This window comes from Domibacillus enclensis (genome assembly GCF_900156125.1).
GTDB lineage: Bacteria > Bacillota > Bacilli > Bacillales > Domibacillaceae > Domibacillus > Domibacillus enclensis.
The window spans coordinates 526500-551728 of record NZ_FTLX01000001.1; the positions used below are offsets into that span (position 1 = coordinate 526500).

General features: G+C 45.9%; 27 protein-coding genes. 8 read left to right on the top strand and 19 right to left on the bottom strand.

What is annotated here, in order from left to right; genetic code table 11:
• Positions 1-4: 4 nt before the first annotated feature.
• Entirely contained in the window at positions 5-451 is a 447-nt protein-coding gene (locus BW952_RS02700; protein ID WP_045850976.1) for a DUF4912 domain-containing protein, read from the bottom strand.
• Between the two features lie 148 nt (positions 452-599).
• Here BW952_RS02700 and BW952_RS02705 point away from each other — a divergent pair, with 148 nt between their 5' ends.
• Complete coding sequence (locus BW952_RS02705; RefSeq protein WP_045850977.1) at positions 600-947, top strand: hypothetical protein; 348 nt, start codon at positions 600-602, stop codon at positions 945-947.
• Positions 944-1396, top strand: coding sequence for an endolytic transglycosylase MltG (locus tag BW952_RS19115; protein WP_045850978.1), 453 nt, complete (start codon positions 944-946; stop codon positions 1394-1396). The genes BW952_RS02705 and BW952_RS19115 overlap by 4 nt, the downstream gene beginning before the upstream one ends.
• A 55-nt stretch (positions 1397-1451) precedes the next feature.
• Here BW952_RS19115 and pstB read toward each other — a convergent pair whose 3' ends face one another.
• From pstB to BW952_RS02745, 7 genes are all read right to left on the bottom strand, one after another.
• Complete coding sequence (gene pstB / locus BW952_RS02715) at positions 1452-2261, bottom strand: phosphate ABC transporter ATP-binding protein PstB (RefSeq protein ID WP_094031933.1); 810 nt, start codon at positions 2259-2261, stop codon at positions 1452-1454.
• Between the two features lie 42 nt (positions 2262-2303).
• Entirely contained in the window at positions 2304-3188 is an 885-nt protein-coding gene (gene pstA, locus BW952_RS02720; protein WP_045850980.1) for a phosphate ABC transporter permease PstA, read from the bottom strand.
• Positions 3188-4021 (bottom strand): phosphate ABC transporter permease subunit PstC, encoded by an 834-nt coding sequence (gene pstC / locus BW952_RS02725; protein ID WP_414735804.1) that lies wholly within the window; start codon positions 4019-4021, stop codon positions 3188-3190. The genes pstA and pstC overlap by 1 nt, the downstream gene beginning before the upstream one ends.
• A gap of 207 nt (positions 4022-4228) precedes the next feature.
• Complete coding sequence (locus BW952_RS02730) at positions 4229-5197, bottom strand: PstS family phosphate ABC transporter substrate-binding protein (protein ID WP_045850982.1); 969 nt, start codon at positions 5195-5197, stop codon at positions 4229-4231.
• A 279-nt stretch (positions 5198-5476) separates the two neighbouring features.
• Positions 5477-7582 carry a peptidoglycan D,D-transpeptidase FtsI family protein gene (locus tag BW952_RS02735; RefSeq protein WP_231581392.1) on the bottom strand — a complete coding sequence of 702 codons (2106 nt, stop codon included), beginning with the start codon at positions 7580-7582 and terminating at the stop codon, positions 5477-5479.
• Positions 7583-7745: 163 nt separating this feature from the next.
• The gene (locus BW952_RS02740) at positions 7746-8354 is read right to left on the bottom strand and encodes a superoxide dismutase (RefSeq protein ID WP_045850984.1); all 609 of its coding nucleotides are present in this window, start codon (positions 8352-8354) and stop codon (positions 7746-7748) included.
• Between the two features lie 119 nt (positions 8355-8473).
• Positions 8474-10108 (bottom strand): Na/Pi cotransporter family protein, encoded by a 1635-nt coding sequence (locus BW952_RS02745; protein WP_045850985.1) that lies wholly within the window; start codon positions 10106-10108, stop codon positions 8474-8476.
• Positions 10109-10337: 229 nt separating this feature from the next.
• Here BW952_RS02745 and BW952_RS02750 point away from each other — a divergent pair, with 229 nt between their 5' ends.
• The 3 genes from BW952_RS02750 (at position 10338) to BW952_RS02760 (ending at position 12664) form a co-directional block, all read left to right on the top strand.
• A complete protein-coding gene (locus BW952_RS02750) occupies positions 10338-10871 on the top strand; it encodes a DUF1189 family protein (protein ID WP_045850986.1) in 534 nt (177 codons plus the stop codon).
• 96 nt (positions 10872-10967) lie between these two features.
• Entirely contained in the window at positions 10968-12062 is a 1095-nt protein-coding gene (gene ispG, locus BW952_RS02755) for a flavodoxin-dependent (E)-4-hydroxy-3-methylbut-2-enyl-diphosphate synthase (RefSeq protein ID WP_175607560.1), read from the top strand.
• Between the two features lie 5 nt (positions 12063-12067).
• Positions 12068-12664: a nucleotidase gene (locus tag BW952_RS02760; protein WP_045850988.1), complete on the top strand. Its 597-nt coding sequence runs from the start codon at positions 12068-12070 to the stop codon at positions 12662-12664.
• A gap of 21 nt (positions 12665-12685) precedes the next feature.
• On the opposite strand, the gene BW952_RS02765 is transcribed toward BW952_RS02760, so the two are convergent.
• From BW952_RS02765 to BW952_RS02775, 3 genes are read right to left on the bottom strand one after another with little or no spacing between them, the layout of a single operon-like run.
• Entirely contained in the window at positions 12686-13102 is a 417-nt protein-coding gene (locus tag BW952_RS02765; protein ID WP_045850989.1) for a Fur family transcriptional regulator, read from the bottom strand.
• A 20-nt stretch (positions 13103-13122) separates the two neighbouring features.
• Positions 13123-13953, bottom strand: a complete 831-nt coding sequence (locus tag BW952_RS02770; RefSeq protein WP_045850990.1) for a metal ABC transporter permease — start codon at positions 13951-13953, stop codon at positions 13123-13125.
• Positions 13954-13966: 13 nt separating this feature from the next.
• Positions 13967-14734: a metal ABC transporter ATP-binding protein gene (locus BW952_RS02775; protein ID WP_045850991.1), complete on the bottom strand. Its 768-nt coding sequence runs from the start codon at positions 14732-14734 to the stop codon at positions 13967-13969.
• A gap of 108 nt (positions 14735-14842) precedes the next feature.
• Between BW952_RS02775 and BW952_RS02780 the strand changes: the two genes are divergently transcribed.
• On the top strand, positions 14843-15109 hold the full coding sequence (locus tag BW952_RS02780) for a DUF2624 family protein (RefSeq protein WP_045850992.1): 267 nt from the start codon (positions 14843-14845) through the stop codon (positions 15107-15109).
• Here BW952_RS02780 and BW952_RS02785 read toward each other — a convergent pair.
• On the bottom strand, positions 15099-16001 hold the full coding sequence (locus tag BW952_RS02785; RefSeq protein WP_045850993.1) for a deoxyribonuclease IV: 903 nt from the start codon (positions 15999-16001) through the stop codon (positions 15099-15101). The genes BW952_RS02780 and BW952_RS02785 overlap by 11 nt on opposite strands.
• 13 nt (positions 16002-16014) lie before the next feature.
• Entirely contained in the window at positions 16015-17328 is a 1314-nt protein-coding gene (locus tag BW952_RS02790) for a DEAD/DEAH box helicase (RefSeq protein WP_045850994.1), read from the bottom strand.
• Between the two features lie 139 nt (positions 17329-17467).
• Here BW952_RS02790 and vrrA point away from each other — a divergent pair, with 139 nt between their 5' ends.
• Together vrrA and BW952_RS02800 are read left to right on the top strand one after the other, a co-directional pair.
• The gene (gene vrrA / locus BW952_RS02795; RefSeq protein ID WP_076496175.1) at positions 17468-17824 is read left to right on the top strand and encodes a VrrA/YqfQ family protein; all 357 of its coding nucleotides are present in this window, start codon (positions 17468-17470) and stop codon (positions 17822-17824) included.
• Positions 17825-17886: 62 nt separating this feature from the next.
• The gene (locus BW952_RS02800; protein WP_045850996.1) at positions 17887-18843 is read left to right on the top strand and encodes a 4-hydroxy-3-methylbut-2-enyl diphosphate reductase; all 957 of its coding nucleotides are present in this window, start codon (positions 17887-17889) and stop codon (positions 18841-18843) included.
• Positions 18844-19175: 332 nt separating this feature from the next.
• Here the strand turns inward: BW952_RS02800 and BW952_RS02810 are convergent, their stop codons facing one another.
• From BW952_RS02810 to dnaG, 6 genes are all read right to left on the bottom strand, one after another.
• On the bottom strand, positions 19176-20294 hold the full coding sequence (locus tag BW952_RS02810; RefSeq protein WP_045850998.1) for a Nif3-like dinuclear metal center hexameric protein: 1119 nt from the start codon (positions 20292-20294) through the stop codon (positions 19176-19178).
• The gene (locus tag BW952_RS02815; RefSeq protein ID WP_045850999.1) at positions 20281-20988 is read right to left on the bottom strand and encodes a tRNA (adenine(22)-N(1))-methyltransferase; all 708 of its coding nucleotides are present in this window, start codon (positions 20986-20988) and stop codon (positions 20281-20283) included. The genes BW952_RS02810 and BW952_RS02815 overlap by 14 nt, the downstream gene beginning before the upstream one ends.
• A gap of 95 nt (positions 20989-21083) precedes the next feature.
• On the bottom strand, positions 21084-21458 hold the full coding sequence (gene cccA / locus BW952_RS02820; protein WP_045851000.1) for a cytochrome c550: 375 nt from the start codon (positions 21456-21458) through the stop codon (positions 21084-21086).
• Positions 21459-21590: 132 nt separating this feature from the next.
• A complete protein-coding gene (locus BW952_RS02825; protein ID WP_045851001.1) occupies positions 21591-22124 on the bottom strand; it encodes a hypothetical protein in 534 nt (177 codons plus the stop codon).
• A gap of 102 nt (positions 22125-22226) precedes the next feature.
• Entirely contained in the window at positions 22227-23354 is a 1128-nt protein-coding gene (gene rpoD, locus BW952_RS02830; protein ID WP_045851002.1) for an RNA polymerase sigma factor RpoD, read from the bottom strand.
• Positions 23355-23386: 32 nt separating this feature from the next.
• Positions 23387-25210 (bottom strand): DNA primase, encoded by a 1824-nt coding sequence (gene dnaG, locus BW952_RS02835; protein WP_045851003.1) that lies wholly within the window; start codon positions 25208-25210, stop codon positions 23387-23389.
• Positions 25211-25229: the final 19 nt, after the last annotated feature.

The following is a 25229-nucleotide window of genomic DNA, read 5'->3' on the forward strand; positions in this document are numbered from 1 at the left end:
CTGATTAGCTCGTTTGCCGGCAATCCGGATGCTCCACCCAGTTCGGCACGCCGGTGCGGTGATAATAAAAGTCTTCCGCAGCTTTTAATTTAACTATATAGCCGTGATCGAACTCATATGATGTATGCACCGGGTGTGACTGCAAAATCGGCCAAAATGTGAAGTCTTTTGTTAAGTACCCCAGTTCACAAATATAGGAACGATCTTTTTTCAATCCTTTAATTGTCCAGTCTTTGTCTTGTCTGCCTATTTTCATACATGTGACAGCGTGAGCATTTGTGCCGTCAAAATGAATATCGGTGACGTCAAATATCCGAAGGTCCATCACTTCTGGATTTAGTGGCTGTTCACAATAGAACGCAGCGTTTAAAAGAAAAGGCTGAAGCCGCCATTTGCAATAAAGCCTGTCTTTCGATAAAAAAATAGCATGGAGCTCGTTTTTTTTATTCAAGTATGTATCACCCCGGTCTGGCAGTTTTCCTGAAACTAGTCTTACTAGTATCGTATCACGTTCAATAGCAACCGGCAATTAGCAGTCTATTGCCTTTCTCAAGCCCTTGTGTGATAAAATACAAAAGAAAACCTAAAGGAGATTTTGTATGAACGGATTGATCATCGGATTGGCTTGTGCCGGTGCCGCTTTTATTCTAGTGTCGTTTTTCCTGCCTAACAAGGAACGCCGGATCGAGAAAGAACTGGAGGAGCTTTCAATGAAAATGCTCCAGGAAAATTACCAGATTCAAAAAAAATTAAAGATCATTGAAGAAGAGCTGCTGATAGGCGACATGTCAGTAAATGCTCCACAGCGCGCAGTTCCTGTAAATGAAATTTTAATTAATCAAGTCGTCTCTCTTGATCAGCAAGGAATTGCACTCCCGCAAATTGCGGCTCAGTCTTCTTTGACACTTGATCAAGTAAAATCTATTCTAGCGGAGAAAAAAAGATGAATAAACAAACCATGCGTTCATTCGGCTTTGGGCTCCTCACTGCCGCTGCCGCTCTATGGCTTTTTCTGCAAATGGAGCCGGTGGAGCAGGCTGAATTATCTACTGACGAAATGATTGAGCATCTAGAGGCTGAACAGTATATTATTCAAAAAGCCGAGGAGACCCCATCAGAGACGGCTGAGACAGCTCCAGAGACACCTGCCAAGCCTTCCTCTCCGGAAGCAGGAACGGCGGTTCCTGAAGCTGATACAGTGTCCATTTCGGTCACGGCCGGCATGACATCAAATGACGTGTCCACTCAATTAAAGACGGCTGGCTTGATTTCGGATGCTGCCGCCTTCAATCAATTTTTAACGGAGAATGGGTACTCTGCCAAGCTCCAGGTCGGTTCATTCGAACTGAAAAAAGGAATGAGTGCTCAAAACATTGCTGATGTATTAACAAAATAAAGGGAAGCTTTACAATGGAATATGAAAAGCCGGCGCTCACCGCGCCGGCTTTTTCTTATCCGAACCGTCCAGAAATATAATCGTCTGTACGGCTGTCTGCAGGGCTGTTAAAGATCGTATCGGTAGAATCAAATTCCACAACTTCTCCATTTAAAAAGAAAGCAGTTTTATCTGAAATCCGAGCTGCCTGCTGCATGTTATGTGTCACAATAATAATCGAGTATCTTTCCTTCAGCTCTTGAATGAGCTCTTCTACCTTCAGTGTTGAAACAGGATCAAGTGCCGATGTCGGTTCATCCATCAGGATCACATCTGGCTCAAGAGCAAGACAGCGGGCGATGCAAAGACGCTGTTGCTGACCGCCGGATAATCCGTAAGCCGGCTCGTGAATCCGATCCTTTACTTCATCCCAAAGTGCAGCACCACGCAAGCTTTTTTCAACTGTTTCATTGATGATTTGCTTGTTTTTAATGCCATGGATTTTCAAACCGAAGGCAATGTTTTCGTAAATAGATTTCGGAAACGGATTCGGCTTTTGGAAAACCATGCCGACGCGTGTACGAAGTTCTTCTACAAGAAACTCCTTGCTGAAAATATCACGTTCACGGTATTCAATCGTTCCGTTTGTTTTCACGCCCGGCACAAGATCAATCATCCGGTTCAACGTTTTGATGTATGTCGATTTACCACAGCCGGATGGACCGATAATCGCTGTTACATCCTTTTCTTTAATGCCCAAGTTTATGTTTTTCAAGGCATGGTGATCTCCATACCAAAGATTTAAATTTTTTGTATTGTAAACGAGCCGTTCTTCCTGCTCCATCATTTCAGGTTTCTTTTTAGAATTCACAGCAGTTAATGCCATTTTCATTACCTCCAAATTTTCACTAACAATTTCCAAAAGACATTATCTCGCCTGGAAACGATTCCGAATCCAAACCGCTACAGAGTTCATTAAGATGAGGACTGCGAGCAGAATAATGATTCCTGCCGCTGCGAGATTGTGGAATTCCACTTGCGGCCGGCTTGTCCAGTTGTAAATCTGCATCGGCAGCGCCGTAAACTGATCCAAATACCCTGACGGCAAGAAAGCAACAAATGTTGGAATTCCAACGACGATTAGCGGAGCGGTTTCTCCGATGGCCCGTGAAAAAGCCAAAATGCTCCCTGTTGCAATTCCCGGAATCGCATACGGAAGGACGACACGGTAAATCGTCTGCCATTTCGTGGCGCCAAGACCAAAAGAAGCTTCTTTCAGTTCATTCGGCACCGCACGAATCGCCTCCTGCGAAGCAACGATCACGACTGGAAGAACCAGCAAGGCCATCGTAAAACCGGCCGCAATAATCGTATTGCCAAAGCCAAAAACACGAACGAAAATCGTCAAACCAAGCAAACCGAATACAACAGAAGGAACGCCGGCAAGATTTGAAATATTCATTTGAATCCATCGTGTTAGTGCACTTTTCTTCGCATACTCTTCTAAATAAATGGCCGTCCCTACTCCTAAAATCGCAGCAGTTGGAATGACAACACTCATCATCCAGATCGTACCGATAACAGCTGCTTTAATGCCGGCTTGTTCCGGACGGCGTGAAGCGAAATTTTGGAAAAAGTCCCATGATAAATAAGGAGCACCCTGGGAAATAATGCGGTAAAGCAGAACCATTAGAATAATCGTTGTAAAAGCAGTTGCTGCTAAAAAGATTCCCTTGATTACTTTGTTTTTCATCAAACGGCCATCGATGCGGCCAACCATTTCTTCTGATTTTACTCTTGCTGTGTTTTCCATCAGTATTCCTCCCTGAAGCGCTTGGAGATGAACTGGGCAAGCATGTTCATCGCTAAAGTAAAGACAAACAATGTAAAGCCGACTGAGTAGATGCTGTAATAAATAGTCGTCCCAAATCCTGCATCACCCGTTGTAACTTGAACGATGTAGGACGTCATTGTTTGAAGCGATGACGTTAAATCAAGTGCTGCTGAAGGCGTTGAGCCGGCCGCAATTGATACAATCATCGTTTCACCGATTGCGCGGGAAACACCGAGAACGATGGACGCAAGAATACCGGATAACGCCGCAGGAAAGATGACTTTCGAAGCCGTCTCCCATTTGGTTGATCCCATCGCGAGAGCACCGTGGCGCACTGGCTCCGGTACAGAGGAAAGGGCATCTTCTGACAAAGAAACAATGGTCGGAATGATCATAATCCCTACGACAATCCCCGGGCTGATGGCGTTAAACAATTCTAATGACGGGAAGATTTCCCGTAAAACCGGCGTGATAAAGGTTAAAGCAAAAAATCCATACACAATCGTCGGAACCCCTGCTAACACTTCCAAAATCGGCTTCATAATTTTGCGGGTGCGGGTGCTCGCGTATTCACTTAAGTATAGCGCAACTGCCAGACCAATTGGAATAGCAAAAAGAGAAGCAATTAGCGTGATTTTCAGTGTTCCGAGTACGAGCGGCCAAATGCCGTATACTGGATCTGTGTTAGAGAATGGATACCATTCTGTAGCTGTGAAAAATTCAACAATTGACACGTCTTTAAAAAATGTGACTGTTTCAAAAATAAGTGTTAAGACAATCCCTACTGTCGTCAGGACGGACACGGCCGCCATAATGAATAATACAATAGGAATGATTTTTTCTCTTCTGTTCAAAAAGCCGCCATTATATTTTTTTTCAAGCAGCTGCTGAACCGGACTGACATCTTGATTTGGTGTTTTCAACCCGATTGCTCCTTTCAACCCACGTACACCAATAGAGGGCGATGCCCCTATTGGTGTATATTTTGTTCTTTATCCGCTTTTTCTATCCAGTGACGATTATTTCAAGCCTTCGATTGTTTCAAGCTGCTCTGTGTACTTTTCTTCAGGAAGGGAAACGTAGCCTACATCTTCTGCAAGAGCTGCTGCATTTTCAAGTGTGAACTGAGCGTAAGCTGCAACAGCTTCTTCATCAGCGATTGCTGCGTTGCTTACGTATGTGAACAATGGACGTGAAAGTGGAGCGTATTCGCCGCTTTCAATTGTCTCAGCGTTCGGCTCAACTGCCTCGCCCGCTTCGTTTACAATCGGCACAACTTTAATGTTGTCTTTGTTTTCAAGGTAGTACGCATAACCGAAGTAGCCAATTGCGTTCGCATCTCCTGTTACCCCTTGTACAAGCACGTTGTCATCTTCAGAAAGTGTCGCTGTTTTGTTAATTTGTGCGTCTTCCAGGATCACTTCATTGAAGTAGTCATATGTTCCGGAATCTGTACCAGGAGAGTAGAATTTAATTTCTTCTTCCGGCCAGCCTTCGCGTACGTCAGACCATTTCACGGCTGTTCCGTTGTCCACCCACATTTTTTTCAATTCATCTACTGTTAACTGGTCTACCCAGTCATTATCTTTATTTACAACAACCGACAAGCCATCATATGCAAGCTGAAGTTCAGTGAACTCAATACCTGCGTCTGCAAGTGCTTGTGATTCTTCATCTTTAATTGGACGTGATGCATTGCTGAATTGTGTTTCGCCAGCGATGAATTTTTCAAAACCGCCGCCTGTTCCAGACAATCCAACGGTTACCTGTACATCGGGCTGCTCAAGCATAAATTCTTCCGCTACTGCTTCAGCGATTGGGTAAACAGTTGATGAACCGTCAATTGCGATTTCGCCTTGAAGCTGCTCACCGCCGCCTTCAGTGCCTTCATCTGTTGTTGCTCCTGTCTCAGCATCATCGCTGCATGCGCCTAGTACAAGCGCCGATCCTAGTAGTGCTGATAACGAAAGAACTTTAACTGGTTTCATTTCTTCATTTCCCCCTGCGAGTTTGTTTTTTTGTTATTTGCTACACTGAATACAATAAAGGAAGAGTATTAAAAAGGTTTTAACAAAATGTTAAGGTTTTGTAAATGGAGCATAATGAAACAAAAGACCTCTTGATTTTTCCGAACGGAAGCGATTGCAATCATTGATTTAAAAGCTTTTCTTATTTTTTCACAAAACCGAAAAAATTATTTGTTTTTTTGTAGAAAAACGGTTTTCCCATACAAAAAACCGCTCTGCCATGCAGAGCGGTCGGTTCATTTATTCAGTTTCAGCTGCTTCTGTTTCTTTTTTTGTTAACACTTCCTGATCAATAACAGCTTCCGATGGTTTTCGGCTTGCTTTTTGTTCTTTCAGTTCAAAGTACTTGTCCATCGCCCGTCGCCCAATATAATGGTTGATCGGAATAGAGCTGGAGCTGTCTTCGTATGCCCATGGAACAACAACCGCCATCGCGACCTCCGGATTGTCGTACGGTGCATAGCCGACAAGTGTTACGTTCCAGGTCATTTCATTTTTATTTTTCTCTTTTAACGGCCCGTCATACACACCTTCCGCTGTCCCTGTTTTTGCGGCCATCTTGTAAGGCGCATCCCCAAAGTAGCTGGACGCGGTTCCTTCTGATGCCTGCGCGACAAGACGGAACCCTTCCTGTACCTGTTCAATCCAGCCTGGCTCAAGATCGAGTGTGTTTAAAACAGTCGGCTGAATTTCTTCCGCAATCGGACCGATCTTGTTTGTTTCCGAAACCGGCTCGCGGATTTCCTTTACGATGTGCGGCTGCATCCGGTAGCCACCGTTTGCGATGGTTGAAACGTATTGAGCCAGCTGAAGCGGCGTATACGTATCAAACTGGCCTATCGAGAAATCCAGAATTTTACCAGGCTGATCCACAAATCCTTTATAACCTGTTGATTCGTTTGGCAAATCAATGCCCGTTTTTACCCCTAATCCAAATTGGCCAAAATACTTGCGCATTGTTGGAAATGCATCGTCACTAATTTTCAGCGTGCCATTCGGTACATAACGAGCTCCGCCAATTTCCATCGCCGTTTTAAACATATACACGTTGGATGAACGCATAAGGGCATAAGTGTCGCTGATTCCGAAAGCACCGCCACGATTGAACCACGAGCTTTTCGTTGGTGTACTAGCCAATTTTAACGGTTCATCTACAATGTACTCACCCGGTGTATTAACTCCCGTCATATAGCCGGTTAAAACCGTCGCCCCTTTAACAGAGGACCCCATCGCATAAGACGTCGTCATATTGCCCAGGGCAAAATCAAACACTTCGGCTTTGCCGTCAACGACTTCATACTTCTTGCCCGCCATCGCCAGCACTTCGCCGGTGTTCGGGTCCATCATTGTGACAAAGGCCCGGTCTAAAAATGGATGGTAGCCTGATTTCGCTTTTCTTAATTCTTCTTCTATAATTTGCTCCAGCGCGGTTTGAAGATCCATATCAATGGTTAAGACAAGGTCTTTCCCCCGGCGGCCTTCGGTAATGATTTCAGAATCAAGCACATTGCCCGATTTGTCGGTAATGTTTTTCATCTTTGTTTTTTGGCCGCGGAGCACGTCCTCGTACTGATATTCCAGGTAGCTTTTGCCGACACGGTCATTCCGGCTGTAGCCCCGCGCCAAATAATAATCAGCCATTTCTTTCGGCAAGCCTTCTTTTGAGGAGGAAATATTCCCAAGAACCGTTTTTAACGTATTATCATACGAATATGTGCGCTCCCAGTCTGTTGTCGTATTGACACCAGGCAGAGAAGACAAATTTTCACTGACAACGGCATATTCTACATCGGTTACGTTTTGATTTTTTACAATTTGAGGCGTCTGCGCGTAGCCGGATGTAAATTCACGGTAGATCGCCAGCACTTCAAGCTGGGCTGCCGACAGTTCCTTTAAATCCTCTTCTGTGATCCGTTCCAGCTGCATATCGTAAATTTCATCTTCAGTCAGCTCATCGTTTTCATACGATGCCCATTCGGCGTCTGAAATTTTGGCTTTTGCTTTTTCCTCATTTTGGCCGATCCAGAAATCCTTCATGTCCCGTTCTGTTACTTGATCGGTTTCTTTTTCAATCAGCTTGGCCAGCTTCTCAGCGGTTTGCATCATTTCTTCTGTGTCCGGACTGGAGGATCGGGTGTACGTAATCGCATTTTGCGGCATATTGTCCACGACAACCTCGCCATCACGGTCGTATATTTTCCCCCGCGGCACGCTCGTGTTCACTGTAACGTCCTCGGTCCGCTCAATTTTGCGCTGATAGTCCTCTCCCTGGACAATTTGGACGATGCCCAGTCGGAAAATCAATGCTGAAAACAGAAGAAACACAACAAAAAACAGCATATTCATCCGAAACGGCACGTGTGTTCTTTTCTTTTTATTCGTTTTTTTCAACCGCCTAACCCTTTCTACGATTCATTTACTCTACTACTCATTGTATCGAAAAAAAATATTTTTTTCCACCAAAAAACCGGCCCGATAAACGGACCGGCTTGTCAAACAGCGCTTTTAATTAAAGAGCTGCTTCGTAGCGTTTTGATACTTCGTCCCAGTTTACTACATTCCAGAACGCAGAGATGTAGTCCGGACGACGGTTTTGGTAGTTTAAGTAGTAAGCGTGCTCCCAAACATCAAGACCAAGAATCGGCGTTTTGCCTTCCATAATCGGAGAATCCTGGTTTGGTGTGCTTGAAAGCTCTAACTCGCCGTTTGCAACTGAAAGCCATGCCCAGCCAGAACCGAAACGAGTAGCGCCTGCTTTTGCAAATTCTTCTTTGAATGCATCAAAGCTGCCGAATTTCGCGTCAATTGCTTCAGCCAATTTACCTGATGGCGCGCCGCCGCCGTTTGGCGAAAGAAGCTGCCAGAAAAGGGAATGGTTTGCGTGTCCGCCGCCATTGTTGCGTACTGCTGTGCGAGCAGATTCAGGAACTGCGTCAAGGTTTGCAATTACTTCCTCTACAGATTTAGAAAGAAGCTCTTCGTTGCCTTCAAGTGCAGCGTTTAAGTTTGTTACATACGTGTTGTGATGTTTAGTGTGATGGATGTTCATCGTTTCTTTGTCGATGTGGGGCTCAAGTGCGTCATACGCGTAAGGTAGTTGTGGTAGTTCAAATGCCATTGTAAAATTCCTCCCAAAAGTAAAGTGATTGACTTAACATATACAAGATTAACAAAATTGTGAACACGGCGCAATGATTATGCCCATACAAAAAAAGCAGCCAGAGCGGCTGCTTTTTTTTAAAGGTCCCGGATGCCAAGAACAGCTTCCGCTATATTGACGGCATGGTCGCCCATACGCTCCAGGTTTGAAATAATGTCAACAAACACAATTCCTGCCTGGCCTGTACATTTTCCTTCATTTAAACGCAAAATATGCTGCTTGCGTAGCTTTCGTTCCATTTTATCAATCAGGTCTTCCTGTTCTGCCACTTCCCGTGCCAGATCCATATCGTTTGAATCAAGTGAGCGGATCGCTTTTGAAACCGTTTCGATCGTTAGTTTAAACATTTCATCAAGATCTGCTGTTGCTTGATCTGAAATGAGGACTTTGTTTGCCTGCTGATATTCAACTAATTCGCACACATTCTCCGCGTGGTCGCCGATGCGTTCGATATCCCGAACAGCATCAAGCAAAGTGGAATGACGCTCTGACTCAGCTGCGCTAAGCTGCTTTGATCCCACCTGCACCAAATAATCGGTAATTTTTTGATCGAGATTATCGATCGCTTCTTCAATTTGTTCTGCTTGTGCGGCATGTTTTTGATGCTTTGTTTTCAAATATTCATGTGTTTCTTCCATTCCTTTGATCGCATAGTTCCCCATACGCACCACTTCTTCTTTTGCCTGGCTCAAAGCAATGGACGACGATTGTTCAATAAAAATTGGATCCAGATGCTTCGGCTTGTATTCAATAAACGCATCATCGCCTGGAATAAGCTTCGTCACTATCATAGCAAGAACCGCTACGAACGGCAGCTGAATCAATGTATTAGTTACATTGAATGTCCCATGAGCGAAGGCAATTGTCATTTCCGGGTTCAGCCCCATCGACTGCTGCAAATAGCTGACGAACGCTGTATAAACCGGCAAGATAATTAAGAAAATGATCGTTCCAATGATGTTGAACAATACGTGTGTCGCTGCAGCGCGTCTTGCGGCAACCGAAGCACCGATCGAGGCAAGTACCGCTGTGATCGTAGTACCGATATTGTCCCCGAACAGGACAGGCAGCGCGGCATCAAGCTCCAGCAGCCCTTCGGCAAACAACCCCTGCAAAATCCCGATCGTCGCACTTGAGCTTTGCACAATGACCGTGAAGATCGTTCCGACAACAACGCCTAAAATAGGACTTGCTGCCATGCTTACAGTCAAGTCATGAAAAGCTTCTAAACTGCGAAGCGGCTTCATGCCGCCGCTCATCAGCTCAAGGCCGTAGAACAATGCACCGAATCCAAAAATAATCCGGCCAAAATTGCTTGTTTTTTTGCTTTTGAAAAAGAAAATCAGCATCGAACCCAGGGCAATAATAGGCAGAGAGTACTCCCCGATGTCGATTCCGATAATAAACGCGGTAACCGTCGTTCCAATGTTGGCTCCCATAATAACGCCGATCGCCTGACGAAGAGTCATAAAGCCGGCGCTCACGAGTCCAACGGTAATAACGGTTGTTCCCGAGCTGCTTTGAATCAATACTGTCACCAATATACCGGCGAGCACACCCATTAGCGGGTTAGTTGTAAACCGGTCAAGAATTTCCCGAAGGCGGTCGCCAGCCGAAGCCTGCAGCCCATCCCCCATTTGTTTAATGCCATACAAAAATATACCAAGGCCGCCCAAAAATTGAAACAGCATTTCTTGGATATTAATCTCCATTTTTTCAGCTCCAGTCAAAAGTTTTCGACAAAATCCTCCCCAATTATGAAGAAAACGTATAGTGAAAGTAAAGACCCTTTAAGAAAACTTTACATTTAATTAATAAACACTTATTTTATTACAAAAAGATTACAAATAATAATCATTTTAAAATAAAACATTATAGAATGAATGCACCTTCTCCTATATAATGAATGTGATTTCGTTTTCAGAAAGGACGCTTGCCTGTATGTCATTGTTTAATCAATTTATTAAAAGCTCATCCTCACCAAAGCACATTGCCCTGTTCCGGTTTCAAGGAATCGGAAAAACCATCAGCTACTTATTTTTCCTTTCGTTCATTATGAGCATTCCGGCTTTTTGGGCAGCGGCTGCTTACGTCATAGCAGGAACGGACGCCACAAGAAAGGCTATCGAAGAATTGATGCCGCTTCTATCGATTGCACAGGGACAATCTCAGAACGAAGTCATCCTGGTTGCCGCGGGGCTTTTTTTCTATTATGTCCTGATCTCGTTTACGTTATTTTTTAAAGCAACAGTCTTCGGCGGCCTTGCGCTAATAGCCGTTTCACTTTTAAAAAAACGAGCTGAATACCGCCATTTATTCCGGATGGCTGCGTATTCCCTTACGCTTCCCGCCCTTTTAACGACGCTCATTCAGTTAACCGGGTTGACGTTTTCCTTTGCTTACTTAATAGACTGGCTGCTCATCGCGTTTATCCTGATTTTATCCATCCGCTTTTTGCCGGGTGCGCCGAAGTAAACGCAATTGTTGTCTGAACAGGCGACCCTCTGATAGAATGGGAAAGGAAACGATTATTTCGATTACAATTAAAGGAGCGAATCACCATTGAGTGAAATCACCCACCGCACAAAAACCCGTCCTGTTAAAGTCGGCAACTTAACAATCGGCGGAAACGACCAGATTGTTATTCAAAGCATGACAACGACAAAAACACACGATATAGAAGCAACTGTTGCGGAAATTAATCGCCTTGAAGAAGCAGGCTGCCAGGTTGTCCGTGTCGCTGTACCGGATGAGCGTGCTGCGGATGCCCTTGCTTCAATTAAAAGCCAGATTAATCTGCCGCTTGTCGCTGATATTCATTTTGATTATAAATTAGCGCTGAAAGCCATTGAAGCAGGGGTTGATAAAATCCGAATCAATCCCGGCAACATTGGACGCCGTGAAAAAGTAGAAGCGGTCGTAAATGCGGCGAAAGCAAAAGGCGTACCGATCCGGATTGGCGTCAATGCCGGAAGCCTTGAACGCAAAATTTTAGAAAAATATGGCTACCCTACCGCTGACGGCATGGTAGAGAGCGCACTTCATCACATTAAAATTTTAGAAGATCTTGATTTCCATGACATTATCGTCTCGATGAAAGCATCTGATGTGAACCTGGCGATCGAAGCGTATGAAAAAGCAGCCAAAGCATTTGATTATCCGCTTCACCTTGGCATTACAGAGTCTGGCACTCTTTTCGCCGGAACTGTGAAAAGTGCGGCAGGTCTTGGGGCGATTTTAAGCAAAGGCATTGGCAACACGCTGCGGATCTCATTAAGCGCCGATCCGGTTGAGGAAGTAAAAGTAGCACGTGAGCTGCTGAAATCATTCGGTCTTGCTGCCAATGCGGCAACACTTATTTCCTGCCCGACTTGCGGCCGAATTGAAATTGACTTGATTGCCATTGCCAATGAAGTGGAAGAATACATTTCGACCATTAAAGCGCCGATCAAGGTAGCCGTGCTCGGCTGTGCTGTAAATGGCCCTGGTGAAGCACGGGAAGCAGATATCGGCATTGCCGGCGCACGGGGAGAAGGCCTTCTTTTCCGTCACGGCAAAACGGTTCGGAAAGTACCGGAGGAAACAATGGTGGAAGAATTGAAAAAAGAAATTGACCTGATCGCAGAAGAGCATTACCGCAAACAGGCACTTGCGGCCCAGCAGTGAGCTCAATGAAAGAAAAACGCTTTGGCATTGATATTGATGGAACAGTGACGTGCCCATCCAGTCTTATTCCATTTATTAATGAATCATTCGCGCTGAATATTACGCTTGAAGACATTAAGCAATATGATCTCGCAAAGGCGCTAAATATTGCACCCGATGCGATGCGGGAGTGGTTTGATCAAACGGAGCCGGCGATTTATGCCGCTTCTCCGCTGGCCGTGGGGGCTGATCAAATATTAGCGAAATGGCAGCAGCAGTTTCATTTGCTTTTTATTAGCGCACGGCGCCAGCACCTGCTTGATATTACAAAACAATGGTTCCACGATCAGCAGATTACGTATGATCACATAGAACTGATTGGATCGCATGACAAGCTTGACGCAGCAAAAAAGCAGCAGGTTGACCTTTTTTTAGAGGACAAGCATGACAATGCCGTGATGCTTGCTGAGGAATTATCGATCCCTGTTTTATTATTCAATACCCCGTACAATCAGGACGCTGCTCCTGAGAATGTCATACGGGTTCAAAATTGGCATGAAGCGGATTTGTGGGTAAACCAGTGGTTAAAGACTGGCGATATAGCACCGCTCCTCCGTTCATAAAAAAGCGTGACGATTTTTTCGTCACGCTTTTTTCATGCATTCTTCACATTTCCCGTACACTTCGAACTTATGCCCTGTCACTTCGCAGCCGGCCAGTTCTTCTAATTCATTCATCGGGCACATATGAATTTCTTTTGTTTTGCCGCATTGCAGGCAGATAAAATGATGGTGATGGTGATTATGCGAACAAGCAAAGCGGAAATGGCGCTCGCCTGACAACTCGGTTTCTTCCAGTATATCCATTTCTGCAAAAAGGGCCAGGTTCCGGTAAATCGTATCAAAGCTGAGCCCCGGGTAATCTTCTTTCATTTCCTCCAGTACATCTTTAGCCGTTAAATACTTGTCCTGGCGTGCAAAAAGCGCCAGCATTTCCTCTCGTTTGCCCGTTTGTTTATATCCTTTAGCCTTCATGAGTTCAATGGCTTTCGTTAAATTCATTATATGTCCCTTTCCTCCTGCTAGTTTTTAATCCGTTTCCACAGAAGCACCGCCAGCAAAATGACAATTGACGTCACAACGATGGTTCCGCCTGGCGCCAAATTCAAATAAAAGGCGCTGACCAGGCCGCAAAGCACAGCGATTTCGCCGAACAGCACAGACAATCCAATCGTTTGCTTGAAGCCTTTCGCCATTCGCATAGCGGCTGCCACCGGCAATGTCATTAAAGCGGAAACGAGCAATACACCGACAATGCGCATCGATACCGCAATCACGAGCGCCGTTAAAATAATAAAAATGAAGTGTATCAGTTTTGCCGGGATGCCGGATGCTTTGGCATATTCTTCATCGAATGATAAAATGAACAGCTCTTTATACAGCAAAAAAACGGTCAGCAGCACCAGCGCACTAATGCCGAGGACCGCATACAAATCATCCCGGCTTACCGCACTGACACTTCCGAATAAATAACTGAATAAATCCGTATTAAATCCATCCGCAAGGGAAATAAAAATAACTCCGATGCCGATGCCGCCGGACATCATAATCGGAATAGCCAGCTCCTGATAGTGGGTGTACACGCCTCTGAGCCGCTCAATGAGCAAGGAGCCGCCCACAGAAAAGGCCATTCCGAAATACAGCGGGTTCACCGCTGCAAAGACAGGATACGTCTGGCCGAGCAAAAGCCCTGCTGCAATGCCTGAGAGTGTGACATGGCTCAAAGCATCCGCAATAAGAGACAGGCGGCGTACGACGATAAAAGCACCGAGGAGCGGTGCGATCATGCCGATAATGGCTCCCGAAAGAAAGGCATTTTGTAAAAATTCATACGCAAAAATAGCTTCTATCATATTGGTCTTCCCTTCAATGGTCGTGATGATGGTCAAGCAGACGGATACCGTGCCCGTACAGGTCGGATAATTCCTGTTCGTCCAGCTCAATAAATTGCTTCATGCTGCCATGAAAATGCAAATATTTATTTAAACAGGCGACGTGTGTTACTTTATCTGTAATCGTACCGATATCGTGTGTGACCAAAAGCAATGTCATGCCGAGCTCGTGATTTAAATGCGTCAGCATCCGGTAAAAGGAATCCACATTCTGGCTGTCCACTCCAACAGTCGGCTCGTCCAATATTAATACAGACGGCCTGGACACGATGGCTCTCGCAATAAACACTCGCTGCTGCTGCCCGCCGGACAGATCGCCAATATTCCGGTTTAAAAAAGCTTCCATGCCCACTGACTGGACAGCTTGCTGCACGGCTTCACGTTCTGCTTGCCCTGGGCGCCGGAACAAGCCCATTTTTTTCGTTAATCCGCCCATTACAACTTCTAAAACGGTTGCCGGAAAACCGGTATTAAATGAATTGGCTTTTTGTGAAACAAAACCGATACGATCCCAGCTTTTAAATTGATCCTGTGGAATGCCAAACAGCTCGACTTCGCCTTCTTTCGGCTTTAAAAGACCTAAAATAATTTTCAGCAATGTGGATTTCCCCGAGCCGTTTGGTCCTACCAAGCCAACAAATGCTCCTTCCGGGACGGAAAAATGGATCTGCTCGAGAACATTTTCACGGTCATAACGAAAGTTCACATTGCGTATATCAATAACAGACGGCTTTTCATTCATGATAATGTAACTCCTTCAAGATTAAGAATGATTACGATTTAAACACTCCCTAGTATACAGGATGGCCGTTTTCAAGTAAACGAATCGATTTCAAGAAAGGAGAGAAGAATGCAGCCTCTTCATCAAATCATTAATCAGCGTGTGCAGTCCATGACCAAAAAAGAGCTGCTTGAGCAGGCGGCAAAGTTTCAGATCGCGCTGACAGAAAAACAGGCCGATCAGTTTATTGATTGGCTTGCCGTACACAAAGTAGACGTTTTTTCGGAAACAAAAAGGACCGAGCTGTTTCAAGCAGCTGAAACGATTCTCGGCAAACGAGAAGCGGCAGCTCTTGAAGCGATGCTCCGTCCATACAAACATTTTCTTAAACTGTAAGGCCTGCTGTTACTTTCTCCCGCACATCTTCATCAAATTGCTTTGCGCGAAGCATCGCAATTTCTTGAAGGTAAGGCGGTTTTTTACTGTTTTTGTCTTCGCCAATATAAGGTGTTTCAAGAATCTTCGGAACGTCTGCCAGCTGTGGATGGTGCACAATGTAGCTCAGTGCATCAAAGCCAATATGACCGAATCCAATGTTTTCATGGCGGTCCTTGCCGGCACCCTGGACATTTTTACTGTCATTGATATGCAGGACCTTCAGCCGGTCGATGCCAACAATGCGGTCGAATTGTTCCAGCACACCATCAAAGTCCTCATGAACGTTGTAGCCCGCATCATGTGTATGGCACGTATCAAAGCAAACCGATAACTTATTATTTAACTGAACCATATCCATAATCATGGCGATCTCTTCAAATGTCCGCCCGCATTCCGTTCCTTTGCCCGCCATTGTTTCCAGTGCAATTTGCACCGATTGATCCTGCTCGAGCACTTCGTTTAAGCCTTCAGCAATTTTTTTCAATCCCGCTTCCGTCCCCGCTCCAACGTGTGCACCGGGATGAAGAACGATTTGGCCGGCCCCAATCGCAGTTGACCGTTCGATCTCCATTCGCAAAAAGTCAACGCCAAGCTGAAAGGTTTCCGGCTTTATCGTATTGCCCAGATTAATAATGTACGGCGCATGCACGACGATTTCTGAGATGCCGTTTTGTTCCATATGACGGTGCCCGGCTTCAATGTTCAAGTCCTCAATCGGTTTGCGGCGCGTGTTTTGAGGAGCGCCCGTGTACACCATAAATGTTGTTGCACCGTACGATACAGCTTCTTCACTTGCACCAAGCAGCATTTTTTTGCCGCTCATCGAAACGTGCGATCCAATTTTCAGCATATCTAAACTCCTGTTACCTTTTATTCCGAGCGTCAATGCGGCGCTGGCGCTTTTCAATCTTCGCCACTTCCATTTTGCGCTTCTTTTTATAGCCCGGTTTTACTTTTTGTGGACGGCTCGTTACCGCTCTTACCTTCGGATTCACCGCATCGTCTTTTTTCTCGCGCTTTTTGCGGCGATTCCGGTCTGCCGTTTCCACGATTTCTCCGGCACGGATTTCGCGGTTTGAAAAGTCAATGTCGCGTTTCTCAAGCTTGGCAATCGCATCTTCATCGGCAGGCAAATACACCGTTGCACAAATGCCTGAGGCCCCTGCCCGTGCTGTCCGTCCTGCACGGTGAATGTAAAAATCGAGATCCGGCGGAAGCTCATAGTTAATGACGTGGCTGACGCCTTCAATGTCAATCCCGCGCGCAGCAAGATCTGTCGCCACAATATATCGGTACTCTAAATCATGAACCTGCTTCATCATTTTCTTGCGTTCACGCGGAGGAAGATCTCCATGAATACGGCCTGTTTTAAAGCCTTTTTCAGACAGCTTATCTGCCACTTCATCCGCTTTTTGCTTTGTATTGGTGAAGACAACAGCTAAATACGGATTAAATGACTTGAGCAGGTCCGCCACGACGTCTACCTTGTCACGGCTTTTTGCCGGAACAAGCATGTGTTCAATGTTGGCAGCAGAAGCACGTTTTGGTTCTATGTGAATATACTCTGGGTTCTCCATGTATTTTTTCAAAAATGGCTTCAGCTTTTGAGGAATGGTTGCAGAGAAAACGAACATGCCCAGCTTTTCAGGCATACCCGACGCAATGCGGTCTACATCGTTGATAAAGCCCATATCAAGCATTAAGTCCGCTTCATCAACGACCAGCATGTCCGCCTTATGAACGGAAATCGCATTGTCTCCAATCAGGTCGGCGATACGTCCTGGCGTCCCAACCATAATGTGCGGCGGGTTTTTCAAGCGTTCAACATCTCTTTTTTTGTCTGTGCCTCCGACAAAATGCCGAACAGCGATTTCTTCTTCTGATTCATTTGCTACTTTTTGAAACGCCTGGTAAATCTGTGTAGCCAGTTCACGTGTCGGCGCTGTGATCACAGCCTGTACTTCTTTTTTCTCCGGCTGAATGCGGTTTAAAATCGGCAGGACGTATGAGTGGGTTTTCCCGGTTCCCGTCTGTGACTGGCCGATGGCGCTTTCCCCTTTTAAGATAAGCGGGATCATATTGCGCTGAATTGGCGTTGGCTCTTTAAATCGCAACGCTTCAATTCCCTTATAAATAAACGGTTTTAATCCGTATTGTTCAAATGTATGGTTTGCCATATGGCATCAAATTCCTTTCACGTTCAAAGTTTACGCACGTTACGATATTATACTATATAACACAAGAAAGCAAAAGAAGGTTTATTCACACCCTATTTCCATTGCGAATAAGATAGAGAAAAAGGAAAGGGTGACAACGTTGCTGCATCGATACGCCTCATTTGGAAGCCGCCGATTCTTTTACCCGTACCCTCCTGTACCTCCTGTCCAATCTTTTGCGCCAATCGTCGATGGTGCTGTGAAATCCGGCAAATGGATGGAGCAGGCCCGTCAGATGATGGCTGCAGCCGAACAAATGCGTCCGCTGATTGAACAGTATGGACCGCTCGTTAAAAACCTGCCTGCCATGTGGAAATTGTACCGGGCTGTTCAGTCGATGCCCGAAAACGAAGCTTCTCAAAGCGGTGAAGCTGTCTCAATTAATGAAAGCCGTCCGGTGCCTGATCGTCCAAAAACAAGCGAATCCACCCCATGGTTTCCCGGCAAGTTCAGCTGATCACTATGTTTTCACTGCTTTCTCCTTTATAATAGAAGAGAGAAGATAAAGGAGGCTGCCATATGGAAATTATAAAAATTTCACCCCGCGGGTATTGTTATGGTGTCGTTGACGCAATGGTCATCGCCCGCAATGCCGCTCTTGATAAAACATTGCCGCGTCCCATTTATATACTGGGTATGATCGTTCATAATAAGCATGTGACAGACGCATTTGAAGCAGAAGGCATCATCACGCTTGACGGCAAAAACCGGAAAGAAATTATTGAGCAGGTAACAGAAGGAACGATTATTTACACCGCTCATGGCGTTTCTCCGGAGGTGCGCGAGATCGCACGCCAGAAGAATTTAACGACGATTGACGCCACATGCCCGGATGTGACCGTTACCCATGATTTAATCCGCGCTAAAAAAGCGGAAGGCTACCACGTGATTTATATCGGCAAAAAAGGCCACCCTGAGCCGGAGGGCGCAGTAGGCGTCGCACCTGAAATTGTTCATCTAGTTGAAAACGCAGACGACGTGAAGGCACTTCAAATGGAAAACGACAAGATTATTGTGACCAATCAAACAACGATGAGCCAGTGGGATGTGATGGATATTATGGATGCCATCAAAGAAAAATATCCTCATGCTGACATGCATAAAGAAATTTGCCTCGCCACTCAGGTTCGTCAGGAAGCCGTTGCCGAGCAGGCTGGTGATGCGGACGTGTTGATCGTCGTGGGCGATCCGAAAAGCAACAATTCCAACCGGCTGGCGCAAGTATCCATTGAAATTGCCGGCACAAATGCCTACCGGGTGTCTGACGTATCTGAAATTGATATTGAATGGCTGAAAAACGCCAAAACGGCCGCTGTCACAGCAGGCGCTTCGACACCGACGCCGATTGTCAAAGAAGTGATTCAATTTCTGCAAGCCTTTGATCCAGCAGATGAAGCGACCTGGACACGAGAACGAAAAGTTCCGCTTGAGAAAATTTTGCCGAAAGTAAAAAAATCAACCCTGACATCAAGATAAAAAAAGCTCCGGTCCAAAATGGGCCGGAGCTTTTCATAGTGTTGAAAAACAAAATTGTCATGGGAATACAGGTATTTCTTTATGGCATTTTCTTTTTTTATGAGCAACATTAAGACGGTTATTTTTCTAGAAAAAACATGCAGGGGCTCCGGGCTGCCGGCTCCGCTTTTCTATGTGGCGAACGCTGAACCAGCCCAAAGTGCGCGGCTGTTTCAGCCTGTCCGCTCGTCACATGGAAGTCTCCGCCGGCCTCCCTGCGCCCGTTGTGATGCTAATGAAACAATGGTAAGCAGTGATGATACAAAACGGCTTGTTTTCATTGACAAATGCTTTTAAATAAATTGAAAGGGGTCTGTTTCAACGGAAGAGGGAATAAATTCGACCTCCCATTTTTGAGCGGCCGCTTTTTCCTTCATAAGAGACGCAATGCCTTTTTTCATTACCTTCTCCACATTATGCCCCGGATCAACGACCGCAAGCCCTTCGGCGTCCGCATCATGCGCTGTGTGATAATAAAAATCACCTGTTACATAAACGTCGGCTCCTTTGCGCTTTGCCGACTGCCAGTATTTGTTGCCGTCGCCGCCGAGCACCGCTACCTTCCGAACCGGCCGCTGCAGATCGCCAACGACCCGCACTCCACCTGACTCAAGAGAGGCTTTAGCATGTCTGGCGAACTGTTCAAGCGTCATTTCCTCCGGCAGCGACCCGATCCGGCCAACTCCGCGGACTTCCCCTTTGTTTTGAAGAGGCAAAATGTCGTAGGCTACTTCTTCATAAGGATGTGCCTTAAACATAGCACCGAGAATTTTTTTCTCTATCTGTGCAGGATAAATGGTTTCAATTTTTTCTTCCCGCACAGCCTCGAGCTGTCCGGATTGACCGATAAATGGCTCTGCACCGGTTTCGGGCATAAACCGCCCGGTTCCTTCCTGAGAATAAGAGCAATGACTGTATTGTCCAATAAAGCCTGCCCCTGCTCTGCCAAGCGCTGATCTGACCGCTTCCGCATGATCCACCGGCACAAAAACAGCCAGCTTCCGCAGCTCCTCTGATGCCGTTGGAACGAGTACTTCTGTCCCCTCCAGACCTAGAGCCGCTGCCAGCAGGTCGTTCACGCCTCCTTCTGCTACATCAAGGTTTGTATGGGCTGCATACACGGCAATATCGTGCTTGATCAGTTTTTCCACAATCCTGCCTGCTGGCTGATCCGTTTGAATGGCGCCAAGCGGCCGGTATATAACCGGGTGGTGGGCAATAATAAGCTGCACATTGTTTAAAATCGCCTCATCGACGACCGTCTCCAGCACGTCGAGCGCCACCATGACCCGTGGACACGGCTTATTCAAACGGCCAACCTGCAGTCCTACCTTATCTCCATCCATTGCAAAGGATTTAGGGGAAAACTGCTCGAACAATTCAATGATTTGATGGCCATTAGGTGTTTTCATGCGTCATCACATCCTGTATCCATTGTTTTTTTGCCGTTAATTCCTGCTTTTTCTGTTCGGTTTCTTTGCCTAGAGCTGCTTTAGACAGCTTCGCTAGCACTTGATCGATCTGGTTAAACTCCCGCTGCCATTTTAGCCGAAAAGCGTCATTTTGCGCTTTCATTAAAAAAGGGCCAAAATAAATCTCTTGCGGGGTCAGTTTTTGCCCCTTGCCGGACACAGCACTAATCACCTCGTACAGCTTGCCGTCTTCTTCTAAAATGGCTTCTGCTTCGATGGTCCAGTTATTTTGGACAAGCCAGCTGCGAACCGCATGCCCCGCAATATTCGGCTGAAGAACGAGCTTCTGCACGCCTGCAAGCTTTTCCTTTCCTTCTTCGAGAATCGAGGCAATCAAAGGACCGCCCATTCCAGCGATCGTAATGCATTCGACTTCACCTGGTGACAAAACGGACAATCCGCTTCCTTTACGGACGTCTACACTCGCTGATAAACCGTCCGCGGCTACCTGTTTTTTCGCCGCCTGAAAAGGTCCATCCACTACTTCTCCGGCTACTGCCTGCTTGACAAGCCCTTTTTTCACTGCGTAGCAGGGCAAATAAGCATGATCCGAGCCAATGTCCGCAATGGTCTGGGCCGGATGAATAAAGGATACGACCGTTTCCAGCCGCTTTGATAATTGATTGCTGTTCATCTTTTCTCACCGCTTTTTATTAAAATTCTTTCCTATTTTATCACATTCCGAAAAAGAAAAAGACCTTTGCATGCGCAAAGGCCTTCTTTTCCCGATTATTTAATTTCAGCTACCCAGGCCGCCATTGCTTCAGCGTTTTCCTGAGGAACAAGTCCTGGAGGCATTGAGCCTTTACCGTTTACAAGGATGTCCTGAATTTCTTCCGGTGACAGCTTTTCGCCTACACCAACGAGTGATGGACCGGCGCCGCCTTCATAGCTGCTGCCGTGACAGCCGATACAAGAAGACTGATAATGCCCTTCCGGATCAAATTCGCCGCCTTCAGCTGTTTCACCGCCGCCTTCTTCAGCCGCTTCTTCTTCACTGGCCATTTCTTCAGCATTATCGATTCCTTCTAATGACAAGAAGAACATTAAGCCAAGCCCGAATACCGCGATCAACAAAAATGGAATTAACGGATTGCGATTCATGTTGTTTACCCCTCCCTTTTATGTATACATGCCAATCAAAAAGTACAAACACCTATCATTTTACTTGAAAATCATTCTTTGGAAAAGGCTTACGCAAAAGATTTTTTGTACTCGTCTCAATTCCGACACATTTTAGTTGTTCAAAAAGAAAAAAAGAAGAACAATCAAGCCCAGACTTCCTGAAACCGTGAAATAGACTAATCGCAATTTCACGCCTGTGTAAATCCACAGGAGACAGTTTGCGAGCAGCAGGATATAAAGGCTGGACGGACTGTTTTCAAACATTCGAGCATTGAGTTCAAGTGATAACAGCAGCAGCACGATCGCCGCTCCTAAAAACAGAAAAGGGGACAGGACTTTTTTCTTTGAAAAAAACAAAGCGAGCAGCAATAAGCTTCCGACAAAACTTGTCAAAATCACTGTTTGCAAAAGAAAAGACAATTCCGTAAAATAAAGAATAAATACAGCAACTGGCAATAGCAAAAAAGCCAGCAGTGCAGACGTCATATGTACTTGTTTTATTTTCGCCCGGCGCCCTGATTCAGAATATTCTTCCCCCTGTGTGTAAAGGGCCAGCAAGTAATCACAGTAATGCGGTGGAAGCATATGATTTTCTTTCCAAAGCAGAATTTCACTAATAATGATTTCTTTTTTATCTTGTTTCATCTTGCGTCACACTCCGATATGTCATACTATTCGTGACGGAAGCCCATTGTCCTGCTTCGATACAAAAAAAAGCCGGGAAAACCCGGCCATATAATGTTCATTCTATTCTAAAAAGTCCTTTAGCCGCTTGCTTCTGCTTGGGTGGCGAAGCTTGCGCAATGCTTTCGCTTCGATCTGACGGATCCGCTCGCGCGTAACGCCAAATACTTTTCCGACTTCTTCAAGTGTCCGTGTCCGTCCATCATCAAGGCCAAAGCGGAGACGCAGGACATTTTCCTCCCGGTCGGTTAACGTATCAAGCACGTCTTCAAGCTGTTCTTTTAACAATTCATACGCTGCATGCTCTGACGGAGAAGTGGCTTCCTGATCTTCAATAAAGTCGCCTAAATGCGAATCATCTTCTTCGCCAATTGGTGTTTCAAGCGATACAGGCTCCTGGGCAATTTTTAAAATTTCCCGTACTTTTTCCGGTGTCAGGTCCATCTCTTCGGCAATTTCTTCCGGTGCGGGCTCACGGCCAAGATCTTGCAGCAGCTGCCGCTGTACACGAATAAGCTTGTTGATTGTCTCTACCATATGAACAGGAATCCGAATGGTACGAGCCTGATCCGCAATAGCGCGGGTAATCGCCTGGCGAATCCACCATGTTGCATATGTGCTGAACTTGAACCCTTTGCGGTAGTCGAATTTCTCCACCGCTTTGATCAGACCCATGTTTCCTTCTTGAATTAAGTCCAAGAACAGCATGCCACGCCCAACGTAGCGCTTGGCAATACTGACAACAAGACGCAGGTTCGCCTCAGCAAGACGGCGCTTAGCTTCTTCGTCGCCTTCTTCGATCCGGTGGGCTAATTCAATTTCTTCCTGTGCCGACAAAAGGTCGACCCGGCCGATTTCTTTTAAATACATCCGAACCGGATCATTAATTTTCACACCCGGCGGAACACTCAAGTCGTTTAAATCGAACTCTTCGCTTTCTTTTTCAAGCTCCTGAATGTTCGGATCGCTTTCGCTCGAGCTTTCTTCTTCATCGACAAGCTCGACCCCCTGCTCCGTAAGGGATTCATAAAATTCATCAATTTGTCCGGAATCAACCTCAAATGAGGCCAGTTTATCCGCTACATAATTGTATGTTAATTCCCCTCTTTTTTTGCCGGTTTCAATAATCAATTCTTTTGCTTTTTCTAACGTTAATTCAGTTTCTTTGGAACGTGTTGACTTCTCAGCCATTAGTCCCCCTCCTTCCAACTTCCTGGACAATCTTAGCGGGCAAGCAGTTTCTCTAGAGAAATAATTTCACGTAAAATGCGTGCAGCGCCTAAATAATCGTGGCGTTTTTCAGCTTCAATGCGTTCTCGTTTTTTTTCTTCAATTTCCCGACGGCGATGCTGTTTTTGAATTTCTTTTACATAATCCCGAAGCTCTTCTTCACCCGGGTCCGATGTGACGGTCGTCAGACTTATATCGACTGCCAGCCGGCGCAGCTTTTCATCCTGCAAAACGGAAAGAAAGGAAGCCATATCCGGCTCTTCAGCATCCTCATAAAAACCGAGCAAATACGTAAAAAGTGCTTGATGCTCGTCAATTGAAAAAGGATCACCTTCCAGCATGAATCGGACCCGCTCCGCGATTTCAGGCGATGCCAGCATATGGGCAATCAGCCGGCGCTCGGCCGTTTCATGACGGGGATACTGACGAATGGGCCGCTCACGCTGTGAAAAATCAGGGACGGCCTTCTCTTTATCCTTCGCCTTGCTTTCTTTTTGAGTCGGTCTTTTTTTTAAGAATAGTGCTTTTTCCTGCTCCTGAAGCGCCTGCAGCGACAGCGAGAATTCATCCGCTAAACGCCGCAAATAATGATCGCGCTCCACTGCTTTTTTCAATCCAGCAATTTCTGTCAGCACTTCTTCTATATACCGAAACTTTTGCTCATCATCCCGCAGGTTTTTCCCCCGCTTTAAATAGTCCATTTTAAAGGCCATGAGGGTAAGGGATGAATCGGTGATATAAGCAGAAAAAGCGTCTGCTCCTTTTTGCTTGATGAATTCATCCGGATCAAGCTGCTCGGGCAAAACCGTTACCTTTACATTCAGATCATGCTGCGCCAGCATATCGGCCGCTTTAAATGCAGCATTTAAACCGGCTTTGTCGCCATCGTAGCAAATGACTGCTTGATCCGCCAGCCGCTTCAGCTGACGAATATGCTCTTCCGTCAGTGAGGTGCCCATGACCGCGACTGATTGCTGAAAACCACTTCTGACTGCGGCAATAACATCCGCAAAGCCTTCAAAAAGTATAAATTGTTTTTTCTTTTTGATCGCTGTTTTTGCTGCCGAAAAATGATATAAAAGATTGCTCTTATGAAAGATCGGCGTTTCTGGAGAATTTAAATATTTGGGCTGTCCGCCATTAAAAGCACGGCCTGAAAAGCCAGCAACACGTCCTTTTTGATCATGAAGCGGAAACATGATTCTGCCGCGAAAGCGGTCAAAATACCGTCCGCTGTCTTCGTTTCTGACGATTAATCCTGCAGCTTCCATGCGCTCAGCTGAGAAGCCGCGCTTTTGAAGGACGTTTACCGTAAATTCCGGCTGAGGAACAGCCCAGCCGATCTGGAAGCGGTCAATATCCTCGTTTGTAAATCCTCGTTCATGCAAATACGCCAGCGCTTCGCTGCCTTCCTCCGTATTCAGCAAAAGGTGCCGGTAAAACTTCGCCATCAATTCATGCGCTTCGTACAGATCAGCATGCTCATCTGTTTTTGTCGGATGTTCGCTTTCTGATGACGAAATGTGGAGGTCAACACTTGCGCGCTCCGCAAGCTTCACCGCTGCTTCCTGAAATGGAATTTGATCGATTTCCATCAGGAACGTAAAGGCATTTCCTCCTGCGCCGCATCCGAAACAATGGTAAATTTGTTTTTCGGGAGACACGGAGAAGGACGGGGAGTTTTCCCCGTGAAACGGGCATAACCCAAAGTAGTTCCGCCCCTGTTTTTTCAACTGAACATAATCCCCGATTACATCGGCGATATCAATTCCCTTTTTAATCTGTTGAATGGTTTCTTCGGGAATTCTTCCTGACATGCGACATCACCAGCTGTAA